Source organism: Jonesia denitrificans DSM 20603 (assembly GCF_000024065.1).
GTDB lineage: Bacteria > Actinomycetota > Actinomycetes > Actinomycetales > Cellulomonadaceae > Jonesia > Jonesia denitrificans.
Genome location: NC_013174.1, coordinates 2,378,909 through 2,405,822, shown reverse-complemented (window position 1 = coordinate 2,405,822; position 26,914 = coordinate 2,378,909). Strand labels below are relative to the sequence as shown.

Below are 26,914 nucleotides of genomic sequence, written 5' to 3'. Positions count from 1 at the left end.
CCGTCACGCAAATGGCGCATCGGCAGGCGACAACTCACCGACGTCAACCTCAAGTAACACAGTCAGCAACCGAATAGCCCCCTCCTTACTGAGGGGGCTATTCCCATTCCCACACTTCGGTGACTGCACACAACTTGGGCACCCATCCACACACTGACAACGCGCCACCGCATCACGCGTCGCCAACAACCACTCACGCCCCCGCGCGAACCCCTGCTCAGCAAAACCCGCCCCACCAGGAAGCGCGTCATACACAAACACGGTTGCCCGCTCCGTATCAGGGTGAATCGCAGTGGAAACCCCACCCAAATCCCACCGGTCACACGTCACCAACAACGGCAACAACCCAATCGCCGCATGCTCAGCAGCATGCAACGCACCAGGGACCTCCTCAACAGCAAGCCCTGCCCGCTCCAACACAGCCGTGCTCACTGACCACCACACGGCCGCAGTCGGCAATGTTCGCACCGGCAAATCCAACGACTCATGCCCCAACACCTCACCGCTGGGAACACGTCTGCGAGTGAACCCAGTCACCTGCCCATGCACATTCACCTGACCAAAACCCCACTCAACGAGCGCCGGGTCACCCGCCACCTCGGCTGGAACCACACGTTCACTGGCCGTGCTCACAATCTCAATCGAGGTGACATCACGCGACCACGTCGAATAAGCCACAACCTCCTGATCCACCAACGCCACATGGTTGTCCACGTCGTAGTGCGCCACCACAAAAGTGCTCCCACCATGCGTATACACGGCGCCGTCATGCACCTGCCCATCAGCAGCCCCCGCATCAACAGTGCCCAACAATCGCCCGGTGGAACGTTCCACCACCTGCACCACATGCTGACCATCCCCACGAATCGACGTGAACTGCGCCGCAGGCTCATCATGAACCCAGTACCAACCTCGCGGGCGGCGTCGAAGCGTACCCCGATCCACCAACTGATCAAGAACCTCCCGGGCTCGACATCCACCAAACAGCGTCAGATCCGCCTCCGTCACCGGCAACTCAGCTGCCGCAGCACATAGATGCCCTCCCAACACATACGGGTTTGTGGGGTCAAAAACCGTCGCCTCTAACGGTGCGCCAAAAATTGCCTCCGGATGTGACACCACATACGTATCCAACGGATCCTCACGTGCAATGAACACAACCAAACCATCACTACCAGCACGCCCTGCCCGCCCAGCCTGCTGCCACAACGACATCCGAGTCCCCGGCCATCCCACAATGAGCACCACATCAAGCCCAGAGATATCAATCCCCATCTCCAGCGCATTCGTGGAAGCTAACGCCCGAATCGACCCCGAACGCACCCCCGCCTCAAGCGCACGACGTTCCTCAGGAAGAAACCCACCCCGATACGCAGCAACACTGTCCGCCAGCTGAGGGACCGACATCAACAACTCATCCCGAGTATGAACAGCGAGATACTCCGCCGCCCGGCGCGACCGGGTGAACGCCAACGTCCGAGCGCCATGCGCGGTGAGATCCGCCAACAGGTCAACGGCCTCCGCAGTGGCCGGACGCCGAGGCTGGGACGGGACAGGCGCATCGGTAATCACCCCCGACAGGTCATCAGCCCCGCCAGTAAGGTCATCATCGACGCTGTGATCCCACCCACCCGTTAACTCGTCAACCACGCCGGGAACCACATCCGAGGGTGCCTGGGTGAACCCAGATTCTCGCTGCGGTGGTTGCCACAACACAATCGTTTGACGCCCCGAAGGTGACCCATCCTCGGTGACCGCAACAACCTCATCCTCACTGACCCCAATGAGCCGTGCTGCCGACTGCTGCGGGTGGGCAGACGTCGCTGATGCCACCACCACAACAGGCATGCGACCGCCGCGATAGTGCGCAACGAGTCGTTGCAACCGCCGCACAATCAACGACACATGCGCGCCAAACACCCCGCGATAAGTGTGGCCCTCATCAATAATGAGGAACTCCAACCCACGCAAAAAACGCGACCATCGCTCATGCCCTGGCAGTAGTGCGTAATGAAGGAAATCGGGATTCGTCAGGATAATGTCCCCGTGCGCTTGAACCCAACGTCGCTCATCAAAGGACGTATCACCATCTACCGCATCGACCCGCACCGAATCAAGACCCCCCGCTGACAGAAGCTTCTGCAACGCAGCGAGCTGGTCGTGAGCCAGCGCCTTCGTTGGAGCGAGGTACAAGGCGGTAGCCCTATCCCGGTGCCGGGAAATCGACCCGCCGCTCCTGGTCGACATAATCGATGTGAGGGCAGGAACCCAAAAAGCCAGCGACTTCCCGGACCCAGTGGAGGTGGCAAGCGCAACGTGATGCCCGTCGTGAATTGCTTGGGCAGCTGTTGCCTGATGCGTCCATGCGGAAGATGCTCCGCGCACAGTGAGCGCCTGACGAACCGCAGGATGAACCCACTGGGGCCACGCTGAGTGCTGCGCCGGACGGGCAGCACGATGCTCCACATGACACATGCGGTCTGTTCGACGCCCACCAGCGGTGAGCGCATCCACTAGTTCATCAAGTCGAGGCATCTCACCATTGTCTGTTGTGCGCTCCGTACACGCACAAGCCGTGCCAGAGGTCACATAGTGTTCACCTGATGCGACACGCCACACGAAAAAATGTGCCGACACGCCGTGTCAAAGTGAACACAAAATGAACAGACGGGGAAGGGTGACTAAAGACCGTTTGCCAACCGGACACCCTCGGGCACCATAGAACCCGTGAACGAGATGACACTCCTCGTCCTTGTCGTAGCAACAGCGCTCGCCTTCGATTTCACGAACGGCTTCCACGACACGGGCAACGCCATGGCCACATCCATTGCCACCCGGGCCTTGCGCCCCAAAATTGCGGTCGCACTGTCTGCAGTGTTGAACTTCGTGGGAGCGTTCCTCTCCCTCGCAGTGGCTGCAACGATCGCGAAGGGAATTGTTGACGCCAACGTCATTACCCTCGAAGTTGTTCTTGCCGGGCTTGTCGGCGGGATCGTGTGGAACCTCATTACCTGGCTGTACGGCATCCCGTCGTCGTCCTCCCATGCGCTTGTTGGAGGAATGGTGGGGGCTGTTCTTGCGGCAGCAGGCACCTCTGGCGTGTTGTGGGAAGGGGTGATCGCCAAGGTTCTCTTGCCTGCGTTGATCGCTCCGGTCCTCGCCATCTTTGTTGCAGCAGTAGGAACCTGGACCGTTGCTCGCGTGACCGCGAGTGTCCCGAAAGAAACCCAAGATAAAACGTTCCGTTGGGGCCAAATTGGGTCCGCATCGCTTGTTTCTTTGGCGCATGGAACAAACGATGCGCAAAAGAGTATGGGTATCATCTTGCTCGCCCTGATCGCAGCGGGGGCTGTGCCTGCAGATTCCTCTGTCCCGCTGTGGGTCATCATTGCGTGTGCCTCGTTCATGGCGCTTGGCACCTACACCGGTGGATGGCGGGTCATTCGCACTTTGGGTAAGGGCTTGGTGGAGATTGACTCCCGTCAGGGAATGGCTGCGGAGACCTCGTCTGCGGCGGTCATTCTCATGTCTTCCCACTTTGGGTATTCACTGTCCACGACGCACGTGGCCACTGGTTCCGTCATGGGGTCGGGTGTGGGTATGCCTGGGGCGAAGGTGCGCTGGGGTGTTGCCAAGCGCATGTTCCTGGCGTGGATGATCACGCTGCCTGCGGCAGGTCTTGTGGGTGGGCTGTGCTTTGGCCTGCAGCACCTGATTGGCGGAGCTGCTGGTTCGATCACTGTTTTTGCTCTCCTCATTGCAGTGTCAACGTGGCTGTTCCTTGAGTCGCGCCGCAAACCAGTGAACCCGGACAATGTGAACGAGGAATGGGACGACAACAACGAGCCGATCGACATCCGGTCACGTCGTACCGCTGACGCTGTGGCGTCGGATGTTGATGCGCAAGCGGTGACGACCTCTCAGGATCCGGCTGAGGCCGAGGTTCTTGTGGCGGTTGGTACTGCTGGTGATTTCGCGTCAGGTGATGACGAGAGTTCGACTGTTAAGGACGGTCAGTGATGAGTAGTTTCATTGAATGGGACGCATTATTTGCTGTTGTCCTGGCTGGTTTAGTTGTGGGTGCTGGGTTGCCTGCTTTGTTCGCACTGGGTGTGCGGGCGTTGACGCCGCAGACAACTCCTTCTGGGGATCATGTTGCGGTCACGCCGATGCGTAAGGCTGCTGGCTTCTTATGTTTTGCTGTGTGCATTGTTGCGATTGCTGCGGGAGTTATCTTCCTCGCAAGCGGAGGGCATGCATAAGCCCCCCACGTTACCGTGACCTCCGTCACGTTCCAGCATTGCGGGTCATTGTCCTCGGACGGACGATGGCCCGCTTTGTTGTTGGCTTAATCTGGTGGTTACGACTTTCCGGCTCGAGAACTTCGTGCCGTCAACGGGCAGTTTTTCCGCTTAATGATGCGGTTGTTGCGTTGGGGGGTTGGGGTGTTGTAGTGTTGTTTCTCGGCCCGCTGAGCGGGTGTTCTTGACCGGTTGGTCTTTCCTCTTTTTCTTCGTGGTTGTGTGCTTCGGGTGTTGCCTGGGGCGGATGGTTGCGGGGGTGGGGTTGGTCTGGTAAGGTTGAGAAGTTGCCTCCGAGGGGATGGCGCCTGGTTTTCTGGGTGGTTGTTCCTGGTTGTGGGTTTGTGGTTTGTTATCTCAATAGTGTGTTTTGTAGTTGTTTTGTTTGTTGTCTGGCTGCCTTGTTTGGTGGTTGGATTTTTTTAGTCAATTTTGCGATGGCTGCCTGTTTGGGTGGTTGTTGTGGGGTTGGGATTTTCTTTGTATGGATGAGGGCTGGCTGCCTTGTTTGGTGGTTGGTTTTTGTTTGGTTTTTATGGAGAGTTTGATCCTGGCTCAGGACGAACGCTGGCGGCGTGCTTAACACATGCAAGTCGAACGATGATGACCGGAGCTTGCTTTGGTTGGATTAGTGGCGAACGGGTGAGTAACACGTGAGTAACCTGCCCCCTTCTTCGGGATAACCATTGGAAACGGTGGCTAATACCGGGTATGACATCAGATCGCATGGTTTGGTGTGGAAAGGTTTTTTCTGGTGGGGGATGGGCTCGCGGCCTATCAGCTTGTTGGTGGGGTGATGGCCTACCAAGGCTTTGACGGGTAGCCGGCCTGAGAGGGCGACCGGCCACACTGGGACTGAGACACGGCCCAGACTCCTACGGGAGGCAGCAGTGGGGAATATTGCACAATGGGGGAAACCCTGATGCAGCGACGCCGCGTGGGGGATGAAGGCCTTCGGGTTGTAAACCCCTTTCAGTAAGGAACAAGGCCATGATTGTTGTTGTGGTTGAGGGTACTTGCAGAAGAAGCGCCGGCTAACTACGTGCCAGCAGCCGCGGTAATACGTAGGGCGCAAGCGTTGTCCGGAATTATTGGGCGTAAAGAGCTCGTAGGCGGTTTGTCGCGTCTGTCGTGAAATCCCGATGCTTAACGTCGGGCTTGCGGTGGGTACGGGCAGGCTGGAGTGCGGTAGGGGTGACTGGAATTCCTGGTGTAGCGGTGGAATGCGCAGATATCAGGAGGAACACCGATGGCGAAGGCAGGTCACTGGGCCGTTACTGACGCTGAGGAGCGAAAGCATGGGGAGCGAACAGGATTAGATACCCTGGTAGTCCATGCCGTAAACGTTGGGCACTAGGTGTGGGGATTGTTCCACGATTCCTGTACCGTAGCTAACGCATTAAGTGCCCCGCCTGGGGAGTACGGCCGCAAGGCTAAAACTCAAAGGAATTGACGGGGGCCCGCACAAGCGGCGGAGCATGCGGATTAATTCGATGCAACGCGAAGAACCTTACCAAGGCTTGACATACGCTAGATCGCTCCAGAGATGGGGTTTTCCTTTGGACTGGTGTACAGGTGGTGCATGGTTGTCGTCAGCTCGTGTCGTGAGATGTTGGGTTAAGTCCCGCAACGAGCGCAACCCTTGTTCTATGTTGCCAGCACGTAATGGTGGGGACTCATGGGAGACTGCCGGGGTCAACTCGGAGGAAGGTGGGGACGACGTCAAATCATCATGCCCCTTATGTCTTGGGCTTCACGCATGCTACAATGGCCGGTACAATGGGTTGCGATACTGTGAGGTGGAGCGAATCCCTAAAAGCCGGTCTCAGTTCGGATTGGGGTCTGCAACTCGACCCCATGAAGTCGGAGTCGCTAGTAATCGCAGATCAGCAACGCTGCGGTGAATACGTTCCCGGGCCTTGTACACACCGCCCGTCAAGTCACGAAAGTTGGTAACACCCGAAGCCGGCGGCCTAACCCCTTTTTTGGGGAGGGAGTTGTCGAAGGTGGGACTGGCGATTGGGACTAAGTCGTAACAAGGTAGCCGTACCGGAAGGTGCGGCTGGATCACCTCCTTTCTAAGGAGTAACACGTTCCCCTTTTTTGTGTGATGGGTTCCCTTTGTTGTGAAGGGGGCTGGGCACGGGGGTTTGTGGTTGTGGAAAGCAAACATTTTTGTGATGGCTATGAGACACACTGTTGGGTTATCGGGTCGCAAACCTGGTTGTTCCCTGCTTTGCCTGGCTTCATGTCATGTCATGTCTTGTTGTTTGATGTGATTGTGGTTGGGTGTGGGTGGGGGTTGGTTTGTGGTTGGTTGTCTGCCTTGTGTGGTTGCGCTTTGTGGTGTGGCTGTGTGGGGTGGGTTTGTTGGTTGTGAACTGGATAGTGGACGTGATGATGCATCTTTGTGTGTCTGTAATGTTTTTTTGTTGTTGTTAGTGTTTTAGAGCACATGGTGGATGCCTTGGCATCAGGAGCCGATGAAGGACGTGGTAGCCTGCGTTAAGCCTCGGGGAGTTGGCAAACAAGCTGTGATCCGAGGGTGTCCGAATGGGGAAACCTACCTGGAGTTATGTTCAGGTGCCGTCGTTTGAATGTATAGGACGATGGGTGGGAACGTCGGGAAGTGAAACATCTTAGTACCGACAGGAAGAGATATTCCGTGAGTATTGGCGAGAGAAAGCGGATGAGGCTAAACCGTGCGTGTGTGATACCCGGCAGGGGTTGCGCGTATCGGGGTTGTGGGACCTTTCGTTTCTAGTCTGCCGGCTAGTTGCAAAGTGAGAAAGTCATTGTGTAGGTGAAGCTGGTGGGAAACAGCGGCGTAGAGGGTGAGACCCCCGTAACTGAAACATGGTGGCCTTTGTGTGAAGTGTTCCCAAGTAGCACGGGGCTCGAGGAATCTCGTGTGAATCTGGCAAGACCACTTGCTAAGCCTAAATACTCCCTGATGACCGATAGCGGATAGTACCGTGAGGGAATGGTGAAAAGTAGCCCGGGAGGGCAGTGAAATAGTACCTGAAACCATGTGCTTACAATCCGTCGGAGCCTCCTTGGTTGGGGTGACGGCGTGCCTTTTGAAGAATGAGCCTGCGAGTTAGTGCTCAGTGGCGAGGTTAACCTGTTGGAGGGTAGCCGTAGCGAAAGCGAGTCTGAATAGGGCGTTTTTAGTCGCTGGGTCTAGACCCGAAGCGAAGTGATCTACCCATGGGCAGGTTGAAGCGCGGGTAAGACCGTGTGGAGGACCGAACCCACCTAGGTTGAAAACTGGGGGGATGACCTGTGGGTAGGGGTGAAAGGCCAATCAAACTTCGTGATAGCTGGTTCTCCCCGAAATGCATTTAGGTGCAGCCTTACGTGTTGCTTGCCGGAGGTAGAGCTACTGGATAGCCGATGGGCCCCACCGGGTTACTGACGTTAGCCAAACTCCGAATGCCGGTAAGTGTAAGCGTAGGAGTGAGACTGCGGGGGATAAGCTTCGTAGTCGAGAGGGAAACAGCCCAGACCACCAGCTAAGGCCCCTAAGCGTGTGCTAAGTGGGAAAGGATGTGTGATTGCCCAGACAACCAGGAGGTTGGCTTAGAAGCAGCCACCCTTGAAAGAGTGCGTAATAGCTCACTGGTCAAGTGATCGCGCGCCGACAATGTAGCGGGGCTCAAGTACACCGCCGAAGCTGTGGCATGACATCCCTTTGTGGGTGTTGTGGGTAGGGGAGCGTCGTGTAGATGGTGAAGCTGCCGGGTGACCGAGTGGTGGAGACTACACGAGTGAGAATGCAGGCATGAGTAGCGAAAGGCGGGTGAGAAACCCGTCCGCCGAATGATCAAGGGTTCCAGGGTCAAGCTTATCTGCCCTGGGTTAGTCGGGACCTAAGGCGAGGCCGACAGGCGTAGTCGATGGATAACGGGTTGATATTCCCGTACCGGCGAAGCACCGCCCAACACAAAACCATAATGATCGTTGCACCACGGGCATTGATGCTGTGGGATTCCCCTTGTGGGGGTTCTATGGTGTTGGTGTGTTGTGCTGGGACGTGAGTGTGGTGGCGTGAGCGTATTAACAGGGGTGACGCAGGAAGGTAGCCAAACCGTCGCGATGGTTGACGACGGCCAAGACTGTAGCACGGGTATTAGGTAAATCCGGTACCCATGAAGGTGTGAGAGTTGATGGGGTTAAGTTGGTGATCCTCTGCTGCCTAGAAAAACCTCGACGCGAGGTGTTAGCCGCCCGTACCCGAAACCGACACAGGTGATCAGGTAGAGAATACTAAGGCGACGAGAGAATCATGGTTAAGGAACTCGGCAAAATGCCCCCGTAACTTCGGGAGAAGGGGGGCCTGCCCCGTTGCCAGCCCGTGCGGTTGGTGTAAGCGGGTGTAGGCCGCAGAGACCAGAGAGAAGCGACTGTTTACTAAAAACACAGGTCCGTGCGAAGACGTAAGTCGATGTATACGGACTGACGCCTGCCCGGTGCTGGAAGGTTAAGAGGATCGGTTAACCACCTTTGGTGGTGACGCTGAGAATTTAAGCCCCAGTAAACGGCGGTGGTAACTATAACCATCCTAAGGTAGCGAAATTCCTTGTCGGGTAAGTTCCGACCTGCACGAATGGCGTAACGACTTCTCTGCTGTCTCAACCATGAACTCGGCGAAATTGCATTACGAGTAAAGATGCTCGTTACGCGCAGCAGGACGGAAAGACCCCGGGACCTTTACTATAGCTTGGTATTGGTGTTCGCTTCAGTTTGTGTAGGATAGGTGGGAGACTAGGAAACCCGCGCGCCAGCGTGGGTGGAGTCAACGTTGAAATACCACTCTGATTGAATCGGATACCTTAACCTCGGACCCTGATCGGGTCCAGGGACAGTGCCTGGTGGGTAGTTTAACTGGGGCGGTTGCCTCCTAAAGAGTAACGGAGGCGCTCAAAGGTTCCCTCAACCTGGTTGGCAATCAGGTGGCGAGTGTAAGTGCACAAGGGAGCTTGACTGCGAGACTGACAGGTCAAGCAGGGACGAAAGTCGGAACTAGTGATCCGGCCATGGCTTGTGGAAGCGTGGTCGCTCAACGGATAAAAGGTACCCCGGGGATAACAGGCTGATCTTGCCCAAGAGTCCATATCGACGGCATGGTTTGGCACCTCGATGTCGGCTCGTCGCATCCTGGGGCTGGAGTAGGTCCCAAGGGTTGGGCTGTTCGCCCATTAAAGCGGTACGCGAGCTGGGTTTAGAACGTCGTGAGACAGTTCGGTCCCTATCCGCTGCGCGCGCAGGAAACGTGAGAAGACCTGTCCCTAGTACGAGAGGACCGGGACGGACGAACCTCTGGTGTGCCAGTTGTACCGCCAGGTGCACGGCTGGTTAGCTACGTTCGGAAGGGATAACCGCTGAAAGCATCTAAGCGGGAAGCCTGCTTCAAGATAACGTTTCCAACAACCACTTGGTTGTGAAGGCACCCACCAGACCAGTGGGTTGATAGGCCGGACGTGGACACGCAGTAATGCGCGGAGCTGACCGGTACTAATACGCCAACCACTAACACACCACACAAACACACCTGCACACCACGTCCACTACCCGGTTCACCACCCACAAACCACCAACCACCACACCACAACCACATGGTTCAGTGGCCCACACAACTCGCGGTCGTCATAGCGGCAGGGAAACGCCCGGTCCCATCCCGAACCCGGAAGCTAAGCCTACCAGCGCCGATGGTACTGCACCCGACAGGGTGTGGGAGAGTAGGACACGACCGCAACACCACCACAAAAAGGGTGGGGTACTCGCAAGGAAACCTTGCCAGTACCCCACCCTTTTCCCATACCCACAACAACACCACACCACCCAGCGTGTAACAAGAACACCACCCCAACACCCCTCATACAATAAACACCATGACAACCCCGCGGCACGCTGACCAGGGATGCCGCTACTAGCGAAAACGTGACGTATCGCGTCACATGTTCTGTGGGTCACTTACAACGTCACGCCGCGCGAAACTGCGTTAGTTTATGGGTATCCGGAAGATTCCGTACTCACAGAAACACTGATTCAGCGTGACAGAACTCCTCCAGGACACCGTCCGACCGCACGCCTCCGCCGCGACTATGCGCCTCACCCAGTGGATGGCGCCAGCCGCAGTAGCATTGCGCCAAGAAGCCGCGGACGAACTGTGCCGACGATATAACGTTCCCGCAGTCGACCCAGACCCGGAACCCGATGTTGCCGTCGCTATGATCGTGTTATCAGCGCTCGTTGAAGGGCAGCGCGTCGACGTTGGCGCTGCCTCCATTATCGACGTGACAGGAAAGTACGCACAGTTCGAAGGCCCAGTCGTCGAAGTGAAGCGAGTATTCGTCCGTGAATCATTCCGCGGAAACGGTTATTCGAAAATGCTCCTTGAAGAGATTGAACGGCAAGCCCGTGCGTACGCGCAACGCCCAGACAAACGAGGATTGCGTCTTGTCTTGGAAACAGGAACAGAACAACCTGAAGCGATCGCTCTCTATGAAAAGTTGGGCTACGAACGTATGTCCGGGTACGGAGAGCGCAGTGACCAGTCAGTGTTCTTCGAGGTGCCGCTGACCTAGCCACACTGCCAATCGGCTCGCCACGCTTACAAAGTGTGGCGTAGACCATTGTCTAGCTGGTTGCAACGCACTGTCGAACTCGGCATAATAGTACTTGCGGCTGTCACAGCGGCGGGGAAACGCCCGGTCCCATCCCGAACCCGGAAGCTAAGCCTGCCAGCGCCGATGGTACTGCACTCGGAAGGGTGTGGGAGAGTAGGACACAGCCGCACCACAAACTTTGCAAGGCCCTCCTCACGGAGGGCTTTTTGCGTTGTTGGATAGTCTCCGCACATGGTCATCGCTAGTGAGCGTTGAACAACACCACCGTGTAGGTCTCCTCGGGTAATGTCCCGCTTTGGGATCTCACGCCGCTGAGCGTGACAGTGATACGCGCTTCCCCGTCAGCCGTCACAGTTCGCATCGACTCGGGAACAGTGAATGTGACTCCCGCTTGGTCGCCATAGCGCGCATTTCCAGCGTCTCGGTAGATGATGTCAGCGGTGCGTGATGTGGAACCCTGCGTGACAGTAACAGTTGCTGCGGAGAAGTCGACATCCCGTTGAGTTGTTGTGATGGACCATCGTCCCTGAGGCTCCATATCGGTGGGGAAATAGCCTGCGGAAGGCCAGGGAATCCACTCTGGTGTGGGATTGTTTGAGGAGGTCTCCCCGAACACGTACAGGGCGCCATATTGCCCCGCGAAGCCAATCCCCATTTCTTGTTGGCCAGGGTTGAGAATGTGTTTTCGGTGGCCAACGGGGGCGTTGTTATCGCCGGAGTCCTCTAGATAGGCAAGGATGTTTCGAGCGCCATGTGTCCCCATGGACAGGTTCGCTTCACCAGAGGTGCGCACTCCCACGGGCAAATCACAGTCACCGTCAGTGGGGCTGTGGCTGAGGAAACCTTGAATGTGTTGCACGAGAGCAGCCTGTTCGGAACGCTCGTTGTAGTCAGCGCTAAACGTCACTGGCGACAACCCAACGAGAGCGCGGGAAAAGTTGACGGCAGACAACGCGCGTTCACGGGTGGCGTTACTGGTGGGGGCGACAGTGCAACCACTAACCTGCGGTTGGGGTTCGTCGACAAGGTGTTGAGCCACGCGGGTACGGAAAGCGTCACGAACAGCGGAGCGGCTTGCGGTGTCAAGGACCCCAGTTTCGGGAAGAATTGTCGCGCGGGCGTCACGTGTCCCCGCTGCGACACTGCCTGTTGTTGGGGTCTCTGCACTGTTGTTTGCGGCATGTTGTTCTTCGGCGGCACGTTTCTTTTCGGCAGCTGCCTTCTTCTTTGCCTCAGTCTGTTTCGCTGCTTTCTTTTCCTTAGCCTTTTCTTCCGCTAGGCGTTGTGCAGCATCTTCGCGAGCATCACGTTCTGCCGCGGCGAGGTCTTCACCGGCGCTGATGAGTTCCGGGTCTGTGTAGTGCTGGGGGATGCGACCTGGTGGCACGATAAGGTCTGGTGCTTGTGCCTGCCCTGAAGGGGCGTCAAGGACCCCGGTGGCGACAACTGCAGCGCCACTGATGAGCAGGGTGCTCAGTGCGAGGGGAAGTGCAACTGCGATCCACGATGGACCTGTGGGGCGTGCGTGCCTCATGTGCATGAAGTGACCTCGTCTTTCTCCGGGATCTGCAGCTCACACACTGTGGTGCAAAGAGCTCTCGGGGCGGCAGGTGCCAGACGAGGTGGGGGTGACGTGCCTACAACCACTCCGAAGATTACGGAATGGTAACAGTAGGGAACTCTACCGTGGATTTGTGGGGTTGTCTGGTGTCGCGCATCGGGAGTTGTCACCACCTACGGGCAGTGCGCCGCGCCCGATAAAGAGGTTATGAATAGCGAGGGTGGCAGCACTACGCGCCCATGAGGAAATGTCGGGGTTGTCGAGGAACAGTGCGGGCGGTGTGGTGCGCGAGTCGCGGAAGTGACGGAGTCCATCGTTAAGGGCATCGCGTGCCACGTCCGCGATTTCGCACATTTCGCCGCCCAGGATGATGCGCTCGGGCAGGACCATATTGGCGACGTCGGCAAGGAATTGTCCAAGGGCGTACCCGGAAACATTGATCAGCTGCCGTGCGAGCGGCGCGCCTGCTTTGGCGAGAGTGAGCACCTCGGGGGCGGAGACGTCCCGACCCAACAGGAGGGAGGCGCGACGTGAGATCTCGCCGCTGGTGAATAATGTACGAGCACAAGCGAGGTGACCGCAACTCCCGCGCACGTATTCCGGGTCGGGAACGCGGGTGAGGAGCTCTTCGGTGAGGAGTCGATGATGGGACAGGAGTGAGAATCCTGCTTCCGGGGTGGAGACCGCATGTCCGTGAACGACAACACCGAACCCAATCCCCGCGCCCAGGGTGAACAGTGCGAACCGTTCAGCTCCGCGACCTTGACCAAACCAGCTGGAGTATTCGGTGTGCGCGACGATGTCATTGTCCACGACGATAGTGAAGCCAGTGCGCGCCTGAAGCTCGTGTGCGACGTCGAGGTTTTCCCACCCGTGGTAGTCCGCTCGTGTGACCACACTGTAGTGGGCGACGTGCCCACCGAGGGTGACACCGACTCCCAAAATGGGGTGTGGTGTGTGTGCTGCGAGGGTGAGGATTTGGTCGGCCATGAGGTCGAGCACAGTGGTTGCATCGGTGACCGACAGTGGGGTGTTGATTGTGTGTTCGATCTCGGCGTGGGTTGTTGTGAGTGCCGCATGTGAATCGGTGGCGGTCAACTTGATTCCGATAAATCGGTGGCGGTCAGCGTTGAGGGTGAGCGGGACAGAGGGGCGGCCGATACTTGCCTGGGTGGGGTTCGTGGATTGTTCCTGAAGAATGCCTGCGTCGATGAGGGGGCGAGTGAGGCGCGTCAGTGACCCGGCAGAGAGGTTGAGGTTGTGAACGAGGTCGGTGCGACTGGAGGGACCGTTCAGCAGCAAGGTAGCGACGATGGCGCGCTGGTGCCCGGACAGTGGGAGGAGTGGCTCGTTGGCGTCGTTGCCGTGTGAGGTTGTGCGTGGCGGGTTCATGATGTTCTCAGTGTAGAGCCGATTGTGAGCAAAAGGGGATGGGAAGGGTGTTGGTTTTTCTACGGAAACCCTTGACAACATAATAATTTTCAGCGTAAAAATAATAGGAGAAGTTCCTTGGGGAGACCTCAACCTTCCCAGTCGTTCCTCCGGGAACCCCCCATCGCACCCGACACGTCAGTGAGGACGCCATGTCACAGCTCACGCCTCAAGTTCGCCGCACCCGTATCACTCTTGCCGACGGCCGCGACCTGTTCTACTTTGATGACACCCCCGAGTATGTGTCAGGCCAGAAAAGTCGGCGTTCGGATGACCCGCGCCCGTTAGCTGATCGGTACGCACCTGTGCCTGACGGGCAGGGCAATCTCCACGAGATGACTGGCCCAACTATGCGCATGGATGTGCTCACAGGCGAGTGGATCCCTCATGCCGCACACCGGATGAACCGCACTTTCCTTCCTCCCGCGGATGCGAACCCGCTCGCTCCTGCGAAGCCCGGCGCTGCATACTCTGATGGGGAAATCCCGGACACAGACTATGACGTCGTGGTGTTTGAGAACCGGTTCCCTTCGCTGATGCGAGTGCCTGGTGTTGAGGACGTTGACACCACCATCGATGGTGAAGACTTGTGGCACCAGCGTCCCGCTGCAGGCCGTTGTGAAGTCATTTGTTTCTCCCCGGACGCCACGAAGTCGTTGCGCGAAGTCAGCGTCACGCGTATGCGCACCATTGTGGAAGCATGGGCGAACCGCACTGAAGAACTCAGTGCGCTACCAGGTATCGAGCAAGTGTTCTGCTTTGAGAACCGCGGCGAAGAAATTGGGGTGACTCTGCACCACCCGCATGGTCAGATTTATGCCTACCCCTATGTCACCCCCCGAACGGCGCAGATGCTGCGTCAGGCGGGGGCGCATCGGCAGGAAACAGGACGGAACTTGCTTGCCGATGTGCTGGCCGCGGAACTGCGGTCGGGTCGCCGGATCGTTTTTGAGACGGAGCATTGGGTGGCGTACGTGCCGTTTGCGGCACGCTGGCCGATGGAAATCCACCTGGCACCGCGCCGTGATGTGCCGGATTTGCCGGCGTTGACTGCGGATGAACGTGATGACCTGGCATTGGCCTACTTGCGGATGCTGGAGATTGTGGATCGGTTTTTCCCAACTCAAGAGGACGGGTCACTGACGAAAACCCCGTATATTGCAGCCTGGCACCAGGCTCCTGTGGGGCAAGGGCGTGAGGATGGACGGTTGCACCTGCAGTTGTTCTCGATTTTGCGGGCGCCGGGCAAGCTGAAGTATTTGGCGGGGTCAGAATCTGGGATGGGGGCGTGGATTTCTGACACGACCCCGGAACGGATCGCGGACCGTTTGCGTGAGGTGGCTGCACAGGTGGGCGGCGAATCTGTCGCGCACACGAATGGTGTTGCCGGTGGTGCGGGAACCCAGGAAGAGGCTGGCGCATGAGCGACACACAGTGGATCGATGCCTGGAGCATTGACGAGGGGCGCGACCGTGTGTCACGCCTGTTCCAGGACCGATTTGGGCACGCTCCAGCGGGTGTGTGGTCTGCACCTGGGCGCGCCAATTTGATTGGTGAACACACAGACTACAACGGTGGTTTGGTGTTTCCCTTTGCGTTGTTACACCGGACGTTTGTGGCGTTGACGCCGCGTGAGGACTCTCTTGTTCGGGTGGTGTCGGCGCAGGAGGATACGGCGTGGGAAGTTGACCTCGCTGATGTCGCCCCTGGTTCCCTGTCGGGGTGGGGGACATATGTTGTGGGGGTTGCCTGGGCGCTTCGTGAGGCAGGGTATACGGTGCACGGCTTTGATGCGGCGGTGGCGTCGTGTGTTCCTTATGGTGCCGGGTTGTCGTCCTCAGCGGCGTTGGAAGCTGCCACTGCAGTTGCGGTGGATGCTGTGTCTGGTCTTGGGCTAGCTGGTGGTGTGGATGCCCCCAATGATGAGGGGCGGCGCGTGTTGGTTGACGCGTGTATTCGTGCGGAGAATGAGATTGCTGGCGCGAATACTGGGGGCATGGATCAGGCTGCGGCGTTGCGGGCGCGTGAGGGTCACTTGTTGCTGTTGGATTGCGTGACAAACGATGTGACACATGTTCCGTTTGCGCTGTCTGCGGCTGGGCTTGAGCTTCTTGTTATCGATACGCGTGCCCCGCATCAGTTGGTGGATGGCCAGTATGCGCAGCGTCGTGCGACGTGTGAGGCGGCTGCGGTTGCACTGGGTGTGCCTTCGTTACGTGTGATTGCCGACCGTGGGGACACGATGGAGGTGATAGCGCAAGCGCTGTCGGTTCCTGGTGCGTTAGTGCCAGGGGTGGAACCGCAGGTTGCGGTGCGTCGGGTGCGGCATGTGTTGGGCGATATTGAGCGGGTGCGTCGGGTGGCGTCACTACTTGAGGAGGGGCGCACTGCTGAGGTGGGTCCACTGTTGACGTCTGCGCATGTGTCACTTCGTGATGACTATGAGGTGTCGTGCCCTGAGCTTGATGTGGCCGTGGATGCTGCCTGTGATGCGGGTGCGTTGGGTGCTCGCATGGTGGGTGGCGGTTTTGGTGGTTCTGCTATTGCGTTGGTTCCCCATGCGCACGTGCAGGAGATTGCCGATGCGGTGGCGACTGCTTTTGGGGCGCGTGGTTTCGCTGCACCTGGTTTTATGGTGGCGCAGGCTGGCGCGCCGGCGTGGTGAGGTGCCGCGGGTAAAGTCAGGGTATGCCTGGTGATTTTTCTCGTGGTGCTCGTGGTGTTGGTGGCGGATCGTTGCCTCGTGTGTCTGGCAAGGATGGTATGAAGCCGCCGGTGGAGAGCGTGGACCGCGCTTTGGTGATGGTGTTGTTGCTCGCGGATGCTGGGCCGCAAGGGTTGTCGTTGACTGACCTTGCGGCCCAGATGCAGTTGACGAAGGGGTCGGTGCATCGGGTGTTGTCTGCGCTTCGGTTTCGTGGTTTCGCGTCCCAGGATGTGGTGTCGGGGCGTTATGTGTTGGGGGCGGCTGCGGCTCAGGTGGGGGCCGCGTTGTTGAGTGCTGACCGACTTGTGTCTGTGTTGCGGCCGGTATTGACTGCGGTGTGCCGTGAGGTCGGTGAGCTTGTCCATGTGGGCGTTGTTGAGGGGACGTCGGTGGTGTATGTGGACAAGGTTGAGCCCGAGCGGGCGGTGCGGGTGTTTTCTGCTGTGGGTGCGCGGGTTCCTGCGGCGCGGACGGCGATGGGGCGGGCGATGATTGCGGCGTTGCCGGTGGAAGAACGTCATGTTGGGGTGTATGCGCAGGCTGCGGGGTACGACGGGGTACAGGTGGCGTGGGAGGCGGTCCGGGCGGCTCGGGCGTGTGGCTTTGCTTCTGAGGTTGAGGAGAATGAGGCGGGGATTTCGTGTGTTGCGGTCCCTGTGATGCGTGGTGGTGTTCCTGTGGCTGCGGTGAGTGTGACGGCTCCGTCAGTTCGGTTTGATGATGTGCGTCGGGCTGAGGTGGGGGTGTTGTTGCGTTCCGTGGTGGGTGATGGTGTGAGCGCCCCGCTGTCTGTGGGGTTGTGACTGCTGGTTTGTTGTGTGTCTCTTTTGTGGGGCAGAGAACTGTGCCATGATAGTTTCGCGTAGCGAACACTACGTTTCGCACAGCGAAACTTATGGAGGAATTGGGCGCAATGACGAGTCCACTCGACCACATCACCGACCACCGCATCATCCCTGTCGTCGTCATTGACGACGCTGCCACCGCAGCAACGCTCGGTGACGCTCTTGTTGACGGCGGTCTTCCCTTGGCGGAGATCACCTTCCGAACCTCCGCAGCACCTGACACCATCTCAACCCTGGCTGATCGGGGGGATCTCATTGTGGGGGCGGGCACGATTACGTCCGTGTCCGATGTTGATGCTGCCGTCCAAGCAGGCGCATCGTTTCTGGTGTCACCGGGGTTGAGTCAAGCGGTGGTGGAACGAGCCGCAGAACACAACATCCTCCTCATTCCAGGGGCGGTCACCGCCACTGAAGTGCAGCGTGCTGTGGAGTGGGGGGTGAGAACGATCAAGTTCTTTCCCGCCGAGACATCAGGGGGCATCGCCGCGATCCGGGCGTTAAGTGCACCTTTCCCGGCAGTGTCGTTCATTCCCACCGGTGGCGTCACTGCGATGAACCTTGCTGACTATCTTGCGCTGCCCAGTGTTGTCGCTGTTGGAGGGTCGTGGATGGTGGAGCGCTCGCTCATTGCGACCCGCAACGTCAACGCCATGACTCAACGAACAACTGATGCGTTACGCATCGTTCGTGCCTATGAGAAGGAGAACGCAGCATGAGTGTGACCCTACGCCCAGCATCACAATGCGAGTATGACGCGGTGTCCTTAGGGGAGGTCATGCTGCGGTTTGACCCTGGGGCAGGCCGCATCCGGACGGCGCGAAGCTTTTCCGTGTGGGAAGGGGGCGGCGAATACAACGTGGCACGTGGATTGCGGCGCGTGTTTGGGTATCGCACCGCGATTGTCACCGCGTTAGTGGATAACGAGGTGGGGCGTTTGGTGGAGGATCTCATGCTGCAAGGCGGTGTGGATACTCGGTTCGTGCAGTGGGTGGCCAGTGACGGCATCGGCCGCACGGTGCGTAACGGTTTGAACTTCACGGAGCGTGGGTTTGGTGTGCGCGGGGCAGTAGGGGTCTCTGACCGGGGCATCACTGCGATGTCTCAGATGGCACCCCATGATGTGGACTGGGACGAGCTTTTTGGTGAGCGTGGGGTGCGCTGGTTCCACACGGGTGGGATTTGCGCTGCGCTGTCGGAGCGCAGCGCAGACACTGTACTGGCGGCAGTCAAGGCGGCTCGGCGCCATGGCACGGTTGTGTCGTATGACTTGAACTACCGCCCTTCGTTGTGGCAGTCCATTGGTGGGCAGGCGCGTGCGCAAGAGGTGAACCGTGATATTGCGCGGCATGTTGATGTGATGATTGGCAATGAAGAGGATTTTATTGCGAGTTTGGGGTGCGCGGTGGACGGGGTTGACGATGCGCTGTCTGAGTTGGATCCGAACGCCTACGCTGCCATGATGCGTGAGGTGTCGAGGGAGTTTGATAATTTCCAGGTGATTGCGACAACGCTCCGTACAGTGCATTCAGCATCAAGCAATGATTGGGGCGCCTTGGCGTGGTCTCGTGAGACGGGCGTGGAGATGGCGGCATTGCGTCCTCGGATGGAAATTTTTGACCGGGTTGGCGGGGGTGACTCGTTTGCTTCGGGGCTGATCCATGGTTTGTTGCAGGGGCGGCAATTGTCGGAGGCGGTGGAGTTCGGTGCGGCGCATGGTGCGTTGGCGATGACGACTCCAGGAGATACGTCTATGGTGAGTGCCGCTGAAGTTGAAGTGCTTGCTCGTGGTGGCAGTGCGCGGGTCGTGCGCTGACAGTTATGCCCGGAGGGGGGAAGACATAGTGGAGGGCCCGTGCTGCGCGAAGCACGGGCCCTCAGAAGGACGCGGGGATTAGGGAGTGGAACCAGGGAGTCACGTTGGTTCCTGCCCCGCGTGTTCTGCGACTAATACATCGTGGTGCCCGCACCCCCGCCAAGGTCGGACCCCTGCGCCGCAGAACGAAAGATTGAGTTGTGCGAAGCTTCCTGATCCCCCTTCGATACTTTGACGGTACGAATCTGGGAGTTTCTTGGCAACTTCTCGGGGGAAATTAACCCATGGGTCGTTCCATGGTTTTCCCACTTCTATCGTACCCGGTGTTTGTGCCGTTGTGGGGGCGTCAAGCGGGAAATTCACGACCGTTGTCGAATCGTTGCGACAACGGGATGCCTGGGGTGGTGAGGGGGTGCGACTCGCCGGGTGTGGGATTTCACCTGGTGTCGTTTCGCAGCGTGTTGCGACGCTAGTGACTGGTGCAGTGTCAGAAACCTGTAGCCGAAAAAGTGGGGGGTACGTGGCGATTGTGCGGGTGGGTATCGGGAGCGTTTCAGAAGGGGAAGATCCCGTCAGAAACTGCTGTGCCTTGGGTCACATTCGCCTGGGACCAAGGTCCCCCGGGGGTATGGGCTCGACAGGGCAAGAATGGACTATCTAGTGGATGAATAATGCATCAACCACAAGATGTAGTAGCCCGAGGATGACGGGGGAAGCCCGCACACCCACCCCACGTAGAAGGAGAACGACGTGTCACACAGCTCAACGGACGCTGGACAAATAGTGGCAGACACCAAGCGCCCGACCCGTGACGCCCCCCAGCGCGACGCGGTCACCGTCGACGTTGTCCAGTCGATGGAAGAATATCTGGACCGTAGCGACTGGCGGGTCAACGCCAACGCAAACCAGGGTTACTCCCTTGGCGGTCTCATCCTCAACACTGCAGGAAAAATCACGGCCAACTACTGGCTCTCACATGTCTACTCACCCGAGATCGGTCTCGCGCACCGTGAAGGTGCCCTCCACATCCACGATCTCGACGTGTTCGGTGGCTACTGCGCAGGCTGGTCGCTGAAAATGCTGCTCCAACAAGGGTTCAATGGTGTTCCCGGGAAAGTGGAGTCCAACCCGCCACGTCACCTGTCTTCAGCAGTCAGCCAGGTTGTCAACTTCCTCGGCACCATGCAAAACGAATGGGCTGGTGCGCAAGCATTCTCCAGCTTCGATACATACATGGCCCCATTCGTGCGCAACGACGACATGACCTACCGGCAAGTCAAACAGTGCATCCAAGAACTCGTGTACAACCTCAATGTTCCCTCACGGTGGGGTACCCAAACGCCATTCACTAACTTGACGTTCGACTGGACCTGTCCAGAAGACCTCAAGGATGAGCACCCTATTGTGGGCGAACAGGTCATGGATTACACCTACGGTGATCTCCAAGAAGAAATGGACATCATCAACCGCGCCTACATGGAGATCATGACCGAAGGAGACGCATCGGGTCGTGTGTTCACCTTCCCCATTCCCACATACAACATCACAGAGGACTTCCCGTGGGAATCAGCTAACGCTGACCTCTTGTTTGAAATGACCGCGAAGTACGGACTCCCTTACTTCCAAAACTTCATCAACTCAGAACTGGAACCGGGCCAAATTCGGTCCATGTGCTGCCGCCTACAACTCGATCTCCGTGAACTACTGAAACGCGGGAACGGGTTGTTCGGGTCAGCAGAACAAACTGGCTCCATTGGTGTGGTCACTGTGAACTGTGCCCGCCTGGGTTACCAGTTCGCCGGCAACGAAGACGGTCTCATCAGCGAACTTGGCCGGCTTCTCGCCCTGGGGAAAGACTCACTTGAGGTCAAGCGCACCACCGTCCAGCACTACATTGACAACGGTCTGTTCCCCTACACCAAGCGGTACCTGGGGAACCTTGACAACCATTTCTCCACGCTCGGGGTCAATGGTCTCAACGAGATGATCCGGAACTTTAGCGGTGATGAGTACGACATCACTGACCCACGTGGCCACGAGATGGCTCTCCGGGTTCTTGACTATGTGCGCGCCACCATGGTCCAGTTCCAGGAAGAAACCGGGCACTTGTACAACCTCGAGGCAACGCCAGCAGAGGGCACCACCTACCGGTTCGCCAAAGAAGATATCGCCCGCTACCCCGATATCCTCCATGCTGGGACAGATGACAACCCGTACTACACGAACTCCTCTCAATTACCTGTAGGTTTCACCGCAGACCCGTTTGAAGCGCTCATGCGTCAAGAAGAACTCCAAATGAAGTACACCGGCGGCACTGTCCTCCACCTGTACATGCAGGAACAGATCTCTTCTGCACAATCCTGCAAAGAGATCGTGAAACGGGCGCTGTTCAACTTCCGGTTGCCATACATCACGATCACCCCGACGTTCTCCATTTGCCCAAGCCACGGGTACTTACAAGGCGAACACCACACGTGCTGGAAGTGCCAACTGGAAAACCCAGATGCCCCTGCCGTTGAGTGTGAAGTGTGGACCCGAGTCATGGGATACCACCGCCCTGTGTCCTCGTTCAACATTGGGAAAAAGGGTGAACACCAAGAACGCAAGATGTTCGAAGAAGGCGCTGCCCGCGCATCAACAGTCGTCCCGGCGTTGGTATGACAACCGACATCACGATGCCCGCTGAACGGCTCGAAATCGCAGGTTTCGAGCCGTTCTCGGCGTGTGACTGGCCAGGGAAATTTGCTGCGGTCCTCTTTCTCCAAGGGTGCCCGTGGCGGTGCACGTACTGCCACAATTACTCCATCATTGACGCAAAAAAACCGGGGGTCATCCCCTGGGAGCAGGTGGTGCACACGTTGACGCAACGTCAGGGGCTGCTCGATGGGGTGGTTTTCTCTGGCGGTGAACCTACCCGGCAAATTGCCGTTGTTGACGCTGCCCGCCGTGTGAAAGAGATGGGTTTTGCGGTCGGTTTTCACACCGGCGGCCAATACCCGAAACGGATCGAATCGCTGCTGCCACTGCTAGATTGGGTGGGACTCGACATCAAAGCGCCGAGCGAGAAATATGAGGCAGTGACCGGGCGTGCCAAAAACCACGACAACCCGATGCGCACGTTACGCATGCTGCTTGACGCGGGGGTGGATGTCCAGGTACGCACCACACTTGACCCGCTGACCTTAACGGAGGACGACATTGTCACTATCCGTGACGAGGTCACCGCACTTGGGGTCACTGACTATGTGGTGCAACGGGTGCGTCCAGACGGTACAAACCCAGAGTATGCACAAGCACTGACGCAGTACCGTCGACACACAGCAAACGGGGTGGAAACCATCGTGCCGTTTGGGTGACAGCCCGGTACGCTCTGTCCATGGGGCAAGAACACGACACCAGCCAGCGACTCCGGGTAGCGAGCTACAACGTGAAGGGGTTCGCTGCCGACCGTCGGGCGTTGTGGCAGGTACTGAAGAACCTAGATGCTGACGTGCTTGCCCTACAGGAGCCACCTCGGTCGTTCCAAGGACCAGCCCGATTGAGGGCGTTGGCGCATAGCCTCCACATGGAGTGTGTGGTGCCAGGTGGGTACCCTTTCGGCGGAGTGACCACCGCACTACTTGTTGCAGACCGGATCAGTAGTAGCGTGGTTGCGGCCGGTGCCCGCGTCCTGCCCTGGGGGTTGCCTCAGTGGTGGCCGCAACTGGTCGACCGGCCGTCGTGGCCGTCTCGACGCGGGTTCTCCTGGGTTGATGTGGGCAATGTTGTGGTCGTCAGTGCGCACCTGGGATTGAACCCAGCAGAACGTGTGCGACATGGTCGTATCATCATGGACGCGGTCAATGAGTGGGGGAGCGAACGCACAATTGTGGCAGGGGACCTCAATGAGGAACCTGGTGGGCCGGTGTGGGAGCTGTGTGATTCGTTGCTTCCCGATGCGCGACCTCGCGCCTTGTCCGCCTCACCTGATGTGGCGGTCACGTTTCCGTCGCACCGGGCTAGGCGGCGCATCGACAGTATTTTCGTTCCGTCGCGTGCCGTGGTGTGGTCCTTTGAGGTGAGGGCGGGGGCGGCGGTGTCTGCTGCTTCTGACCACAGGCCGGTCGTTATTGAGGTGGACGTGCCGGTGGAGTGAGGTGCCGCTGAGCGCGAGCATTGGCGGGATCAGTGACAATAGAGGGATGAATGCGTTGCCGTCGACCCCCGCACCTACTGTCACTGACACTGTGACGACCTTGCGTGCTGACCTTGAGTCCGCTGAATACACCGTGGATCGTATCCGGGAGCTTGTGGGTGAGGTGGCAAACGATGCACTCCACCGAGAGCAGCGGTTGCCTGCCCTGCGAGCCGTGGAATCTGTCATGTCGCCGCTGGCCGTGTTGGTGCGGTTCTTTGTAGTGGGTTTGCCTATCAGCGCTGATGAGCGTGACCTGGCGTTTCCTCGAACCAGTGCGCAGGCGCTGATCGAGATGGGGGTCGCGGCCCAGGAAAGCGAAGAAGGGGCGGTCACCTATCGTGCGTTGGTGAATGTGCGACCTGTTGTCCTGACCGACACTGGCGGCGAGGTGACCTGGTGGTTGGCCTCCGACCTCGGAGAAACCGCGACCGGTAGGGCTCTTCACCCCGATCACGTGTTGGGTGCTGGAGGTGCGTCATTCACCTTGGCCCAGGTCACCCCGCGCACGAATGTGGGGCGTGTCCTGGATATTGGCACGGGGTGTGGGGTCCAAGCGTTGGCGGCCACCCGTCATGCGAGGCAGGTGATGGCTACCGATATTTCTCCCCGCGCGGTAGCTTTTGCTCGGTTTAATGCGGCCCTCAATGACAGTGATGTGGAGATTCGAGAGGGGTCATTCTTTGAGCCGGTTCACGGCGAGACTTTTGACCTTGTCGTGTCGAACCCGCCGTTTGTGATTACACCCCGCACCGGTACTGACCTGGCACTATATGAGTACCGGGATGGTGGCGCTGCCGGCGATCGGGTGGTCGCGCAGATGGTGACTGACGTTCCTCAATACCTAGCTGCTGGAGGGTGTGCAGTCATGTTGGGGAACTGGGAAGTCACTGCCGGTTCGCGGTGGGATGAAGGGCCACGTGCGTGGATTGAACAGGCTCGAGCACTTCACGGGGACCTTGATGCGTGGGTTATTCAGCGAGAGTTTCTCGACCCAGCACATTACGCAGAGACTTGGCTCCGTGATGGCGGGATGACGCAGGACCGCGACCGTGAGTTGTGGGAGTCGGCCTATCGTGCATGGCTTGATGATTTTGCGTCTCGCACGGTGGAAGGTGTGGGGTTCGGCATCATCGTGATCCGTCGACCCGTGCAGGCACGGGCGGCGTGGACACGTTGTGAAGAGATCACCGGCGACGTGTCTCAACCCCTTGGACCCACCATAGCGGCGACATTAGCGGGTGTTGATGTGCTTAAGGAGATGACCGATCACGAGTTACTTGAGCAACGGCTCCGCACAGCAGCGGATGTCACAGAGGAACGGTACATCACCCCAGGGGTGGGGGAGCCCAGTGTCATCATCATCAGGCAAGGCGGCGGCCTACGGCGAGCAGTCCAGGCAGACACCGTCCTTGCGGGGTTTGTCAGTGCGTGCGACGGCGAACTGACCGCTGGGCAGATCATGTCAGCGATTTGTGCGCTGATGGATTTGCCTGTGGACGACACTCTCGCTGCGACACTCCCAACGATTCGGGGACTCATCACCGATGGGATCCTCACTTTTACGGCATAATGTCTGCGAGGCGGACAGCCGACAACGGAGAGGATTCACCATGATGTGGTCGTGGTTATGTGGTCAGCGCACGGGCGAAAAGGCCACCGTGCCCCAGGTGACAGACCACCCTCATCCGGAGCAGTCCGCGGTCGTCCGCCAGTGGTCGGATGCGTTTGGGCGTCTTGCGACGCGCGCAGTGCAAACAATCGCTGTGCTGCTCGTGGTGGGGTTGACGCTGTGGGCGATGGCATACCTCGGGGTGGTGTTTATTCCCGTGGTGTTGGCCCTCATCATTTCCTCAGCAGTGTTCCCACTGATGCGGTGGCTACGCGCCCGCGGAATGTCCTCCCTACTTGCCACCTGGCTGGTGCTGTTCAGTGCGTTCGCTGTGGTGGGAGGACTCCTCACAGCTATTGTGCAGGCAGTTCGAAGCCAATGGAGCGACCTGGTCTCCTCCGCCCAAGATGGCTTTGACGAACTGTTAGTGCTCCTGGAAGACCTGCCATTCGAGGTGGACCCTGCCCAGCTAGACGATGCGAAACAATCAGCCATTGATTTTGTCACCTCAAGCCAATTCGGTTCAGGTGCAGTAGCCGGGCTCTCTGCCACCGGCACATTCTTCACCGGGTTTTTCCTCACGCTCATCATCACGTTCTTCTTCATGAAGGACGGTCCCGCAATCTGGGAGTTCCTGCTGCGCCCACTAGACGGGCAGTACTACGATCGCGCACGCCGCATTGGTGACCGCTCCGTGCGAACCATGGGCGACTACATTCGCGGAACCGCAACAGTAGCGGCCGTCGACGCGTTGGGTATCGGCCTTGGGTTGGCTTTCCTTCAAGTTCCGTTGGCGTTGCCGCTCGCAGTCATCGTGTTCCTCACCGCGTTCATCCCCTTGGTAGGAGCAACATTAGCTGGGTTCCTCGCGGCGCTTGTTGCCTTAGTGGATGGCGGAATCTGGCCTGCGCTCGCCGTGGTGGGCATTGTCATTGTTGTGAACCAGCTGGAAGGAAACTTCCTCCAACCCAAGATCATGGGCAAAACACTGAGCTTGCACCCGCTCGTGATCTTGATTGGGTTGACAGCAGGAACGATTATTGGCGGGATCGTCGGGGCTGTGCTGTCCGTCCCGATCGCCGCTGTGGCATGGGGGATCCTGCAAGTGTGGGACGGCCCCGACCAGCCTGCCGCGTTCATCGCAAAGAAACCCCGCGAGGAACGGCTCGACAACGAGTTAGAGGTGTCCCACTAAACCGATGATGGGCGGTGGATGGTGATGTCGTCGCCGTCCACTGACACTGTGACCGTGGGTAGTGCGGCAGGTGCACCGGTCAGGCATTCGCCTGTGTCAAGGCGAAACACATGCTTGTGCAACGGGCACGCAACAGTAGGGACACGCACACCCGCGACGAGCCGATCCCCCACGATCCCACGTGCGACCACCGACGCCCCACAACAGGCGCATCGGTGATCCACAGCAAACACCTCCCCTGTGACGGTGCGGAACAACGCCACGGAACCCCAGTCAAGAAGCGCAGCAACCCCCCACCCAGGTTCAAGATCGCTCACCCGGCACACGGTGGCGGTCTCTGACAACAACGGGGTATCCAGAACGAGTGACATGGTTGGGTCCTTTCACGAGGTGGCCGAGTCGGCCGGTGCTCTTTGATGACCCCACGCTATCGGTGCGGTGTTTCCAGTGAACGGTCAGCACAGTGAACGTTGTGTCACAGGTCGCTCACATGACAACGTGACATCCGTGAGATGTAAACCAGGTGTTTCGGGGGTCTCACATCCACGCACGCACGCCCCTAGGTTAGACGTTGCCTCAGCGAAACGATGACGCAACGACCAAGCAAATCCGCACCCCTACGCTGGCGATAACAGCAACCGAA

General features: G+C 58.4%; 17 protein-coding genes and 4 rRNA genes. 17 read left to right on the top strand and 4 right to left on the bottom strand.

What is annotated here, in order from left to right:
* Window positions 1-3 precede the first annotated feature (3 nt).
* A complete protein-coding gene (locus JDEN_RS11125; protein ID WP_049754479.1) occupies window positions 4-2,535 on the bottom strand; it encodes a DEAD/DEAH box helicase in 2,532 nt (843 codons plus the stop codon).
* A 201-nt stretch (window positions 2,536-2,736) separates the two neighbouring features.
* On the opposite strand from JDEN_RS11125, the gene JDEN_RS11120 reads away from it, so the two are divergent.
* From JDEN_RS11120 to rrf (JDEN_RS11090), 7 genes are all read left to right on the top strand, one after another.
* Window positions 2,737-4,020: an inorganic phosphate transporter gene (locus JDEN_RS11120; RefSeq protein ID WP_015772482.1), complete on the top strand. Its 1,284-nt coding sequence runs from the start codon at window positions 2,737-2,739 to the stop codon at window positions 4,018-4,020.
* Window positions 4,020-4,262, top strand: coding sequence for a hypothetical protein (locus tag JDEN_RS11115; protein WP_015772481.1), 243 nt, complete (start codon window positions 4,020-4,022; stop codon window positions 4,260-4,262). Before JDEN_RS11120 ends, JDEN_RS11115 begins: the two co-directional genes overlap by 1 nt.
* A gap of 571 nt (window positions 4,263-4,833) precedes the next feature.
* Window positions 4,834-6,379, top strand: a 16S ribosomal RNA gene (locus JDEN_RS11110).
* 357 nt (window positions 6,380-6,736) lie between these two features.
* Window positions 6,737-9,842, top strand: a 23S ribosomal RNA gene (locus tag JDEN_RS11105).
* A gap of 100 nt (window positions 9,843-9,942) precedes the next feature.
* Window positions 9,943-10,059, top strand: a 5S ribosomal RNA gene (rrf, locus tag JDEN_RS11100).
* A gap of 298 nt (window positions 10,060-10,357) precedes the next feature.
* Window positions 10,358-10,891, top strand: coding sequence for a GNAT family N-acetyltransferase (locus JDEN_RS13200; protein WP_015772480.1), 534 nt, complete (start codon window positions 10,358-10,360; stop codon window positions 10,889-10,891).
* A gap of 95 nt (window positions 10,892-10,986) precedes the next feature.
* Window positions 10,987-11,103, top strand: a 5S ribosomal RNA gene (rrf, locus tag JDEN_RS11090).
* The 16S, 23S and 5S rRNA genes sit together here, the layout of an rRNA operon.
* 71 nt (window positions 11,104-11,174) lie before the next feature.
* On the opposite strand, the gene JDEN_RS11085 is transcribed toward rrf (JDEN_RS11090), so the two are convergent.
* Both JDEN_RS11085 and JDEN_RS11080 read right to left on the bottom strand, forming a co-directional pair.
* A complete protein-coding gene (locus JDEN_RS11085) occupies window positions 11,175-12,467 on the bottom strand; it encodes a CAP domain-containing protein (RefSeq protein WP_143713296.1) in 1,293 nt (430 codons plus the stop codon).
* Between the two features lie 147 nt (window positions 12,468-12,614).
* Entirely contained in the window at window positions 12,615-13,886 is a 1,272-nt protein-coding gene (locus tag JDEN_RS11080) for an ROK family protein (RefSeq protein ID WP_015772478.1), read from the bottom strand.
* Window positions 13,887-14,077: 191 nt separating this feature from the next.
* On the opposite strand from JDEN_RS11080, the gene galT reads away from it, so the two are divergent.
* From galT to JDEN_RS11030, 10 genes are all read left to right on the top strand, one after another.
* On the top strand, window positions 14,078-15,349 hold the full coding sequence (galT, locus tag JDEN_RS11075; protein ID WP_015772477.1) for a galactose-1-phosphate uridylyltransferase: 1,272 nt from the start codon (window positions 14,078-14,080) through the stop codon (window positions 15,347-15,349).
* Window positions 15,346-16,590 carry a galactokinase gene (gene galK / locus JDEN_RS11070; protein ID WP_015772476.1) on the top strand — a complete coding sequence of 415 codons (1,245 nt, stop codon included), beginning with the start codon at window positions 15,346-15,348 and terminating at the stop codon, window positions 16,588-16,590. Before galT ends, galK begins: the two co-directional genes overlap by 4 nt.
* A 23-nt stretch (window positions 16,591-16,613) precedes the next feature.
* A complete protein-coding gene (locus JDEN_RS11065; protein WP_015772475.1) occupies window positions 16,614-17,435 on the top strand; it encodes an IclR family transcriptional regulator in 822 nt (273 codons plus the stop codon).
* A gap of 110 nt (window positions 17,436-17,545) precedes the next feature.
* On the top strand, window positions 17,546-18,193 hold the full coding sequence (locus JDEN_RS11060; protein ID WP_015772474.1) for a bifunctional 4-hydroxy-2-oxoglutarate aldolase/2-dehydro-3-deoxy-phosphogluconate aldolase: 648 nt from the start codon (window positions 17,546-17,548) through the stop codon (window positions 18,191-18,193).
* Window positions 18,190-19,290, top strand: a complete 1,101-nt coding sequence (locus JDEN_RS11055) for a sugar kinase (RefSeq protein WP_015772473.1) — start codon at window positions 18,190-18,192, stop codon at window positions 19,288-19,290. Before JDEN_RS11060 ends, JDEN_RS11055 begins: the two co-directional genes overlap by 4 nt.
* 780 nt (window positions 19,291-20,070) lie before the next feature.
* On the top strand, window positions 20,071-21,951 hold the full coding sequence (locus JDEN_RS11050) for a ribonucleoside triphosphate reductase (RefSeq protein WP_049754540.1): 1,881 nt from the start codon (window positions 20,071-20,073) through the stop codon (window positions 21,949-21,951).
* Complete coding sequence (locus JDEN_RS11045) at window positions 21,948-22,646, top strand: anaerobic ribonucleoside-triphosphate reductase activating protein (protein WP_015772471.1); 699 nt, start codon at window positions 21,948-21,950, stop codon at window positions 22,644-22,646. The genes JDEN_RS11050 and JDEN_RS11045 overlap by 4 nt, the downstream gene beginning before the upstream one ends.
* 20 nt (window positions 22,647-22,666) lie before the next feature.
* Window positions 22,667-23,425, top strand: coding sequence for an endonuclease/exonuclease/phosphatase family protein (locus JDEN_RS11040; RefSeq protein WP_143713295.1), 759 nt, complete (start codon window positions 22,667-22,669; stop codon window positions 23,423-23,425).
* A 46-nt stretch (window positions 23,426-23,471) separates the two neighbouring features.
* Window positions 23,472-25,037, top strand: coding sequence for a DUF7059 domain-containing protein (locus tag JDEN_RS11035; RefSeq protein WP_041287920.1), 1,566 nt, complete (start codon window positions 23,472-23,474; stop codon window positions 25,035-25,037).
* Between the two features lie 97 nt (window positions 25,038-25,134).
* Window positions 25,135-26,271: an AI-2E family transporter gene (locus JDEN_RS11030; RefSeq protein WP_226926554.1), complete on the top strand. Its 1,137-nt coding sequence runs from the start codon at window positions 25,135-25,137 to the stop codon at window positions 26,269-26,271.
* Here JDEN_RS11030 and JDEN_RS11025 read toward each other — a convergent pair.
* Complete coding sequence (locus JDEN_RS11025) at window positions 26,268-26,642, bottom strand: nitrite reductase (NAD(P)H) small subunit (protein ID WP_015772467.1); 375 nt, start codon at window positions 26,640-26,642, stop codon at window positions 26,268-26,270. The two genes, JDEN_RS11030 and JDEN_RS11025, sit on opposite strands and share 4 nt — an antisense overlap.
* Window positions 26,643-26,914 lie beyond the last annotated feature (272 nt).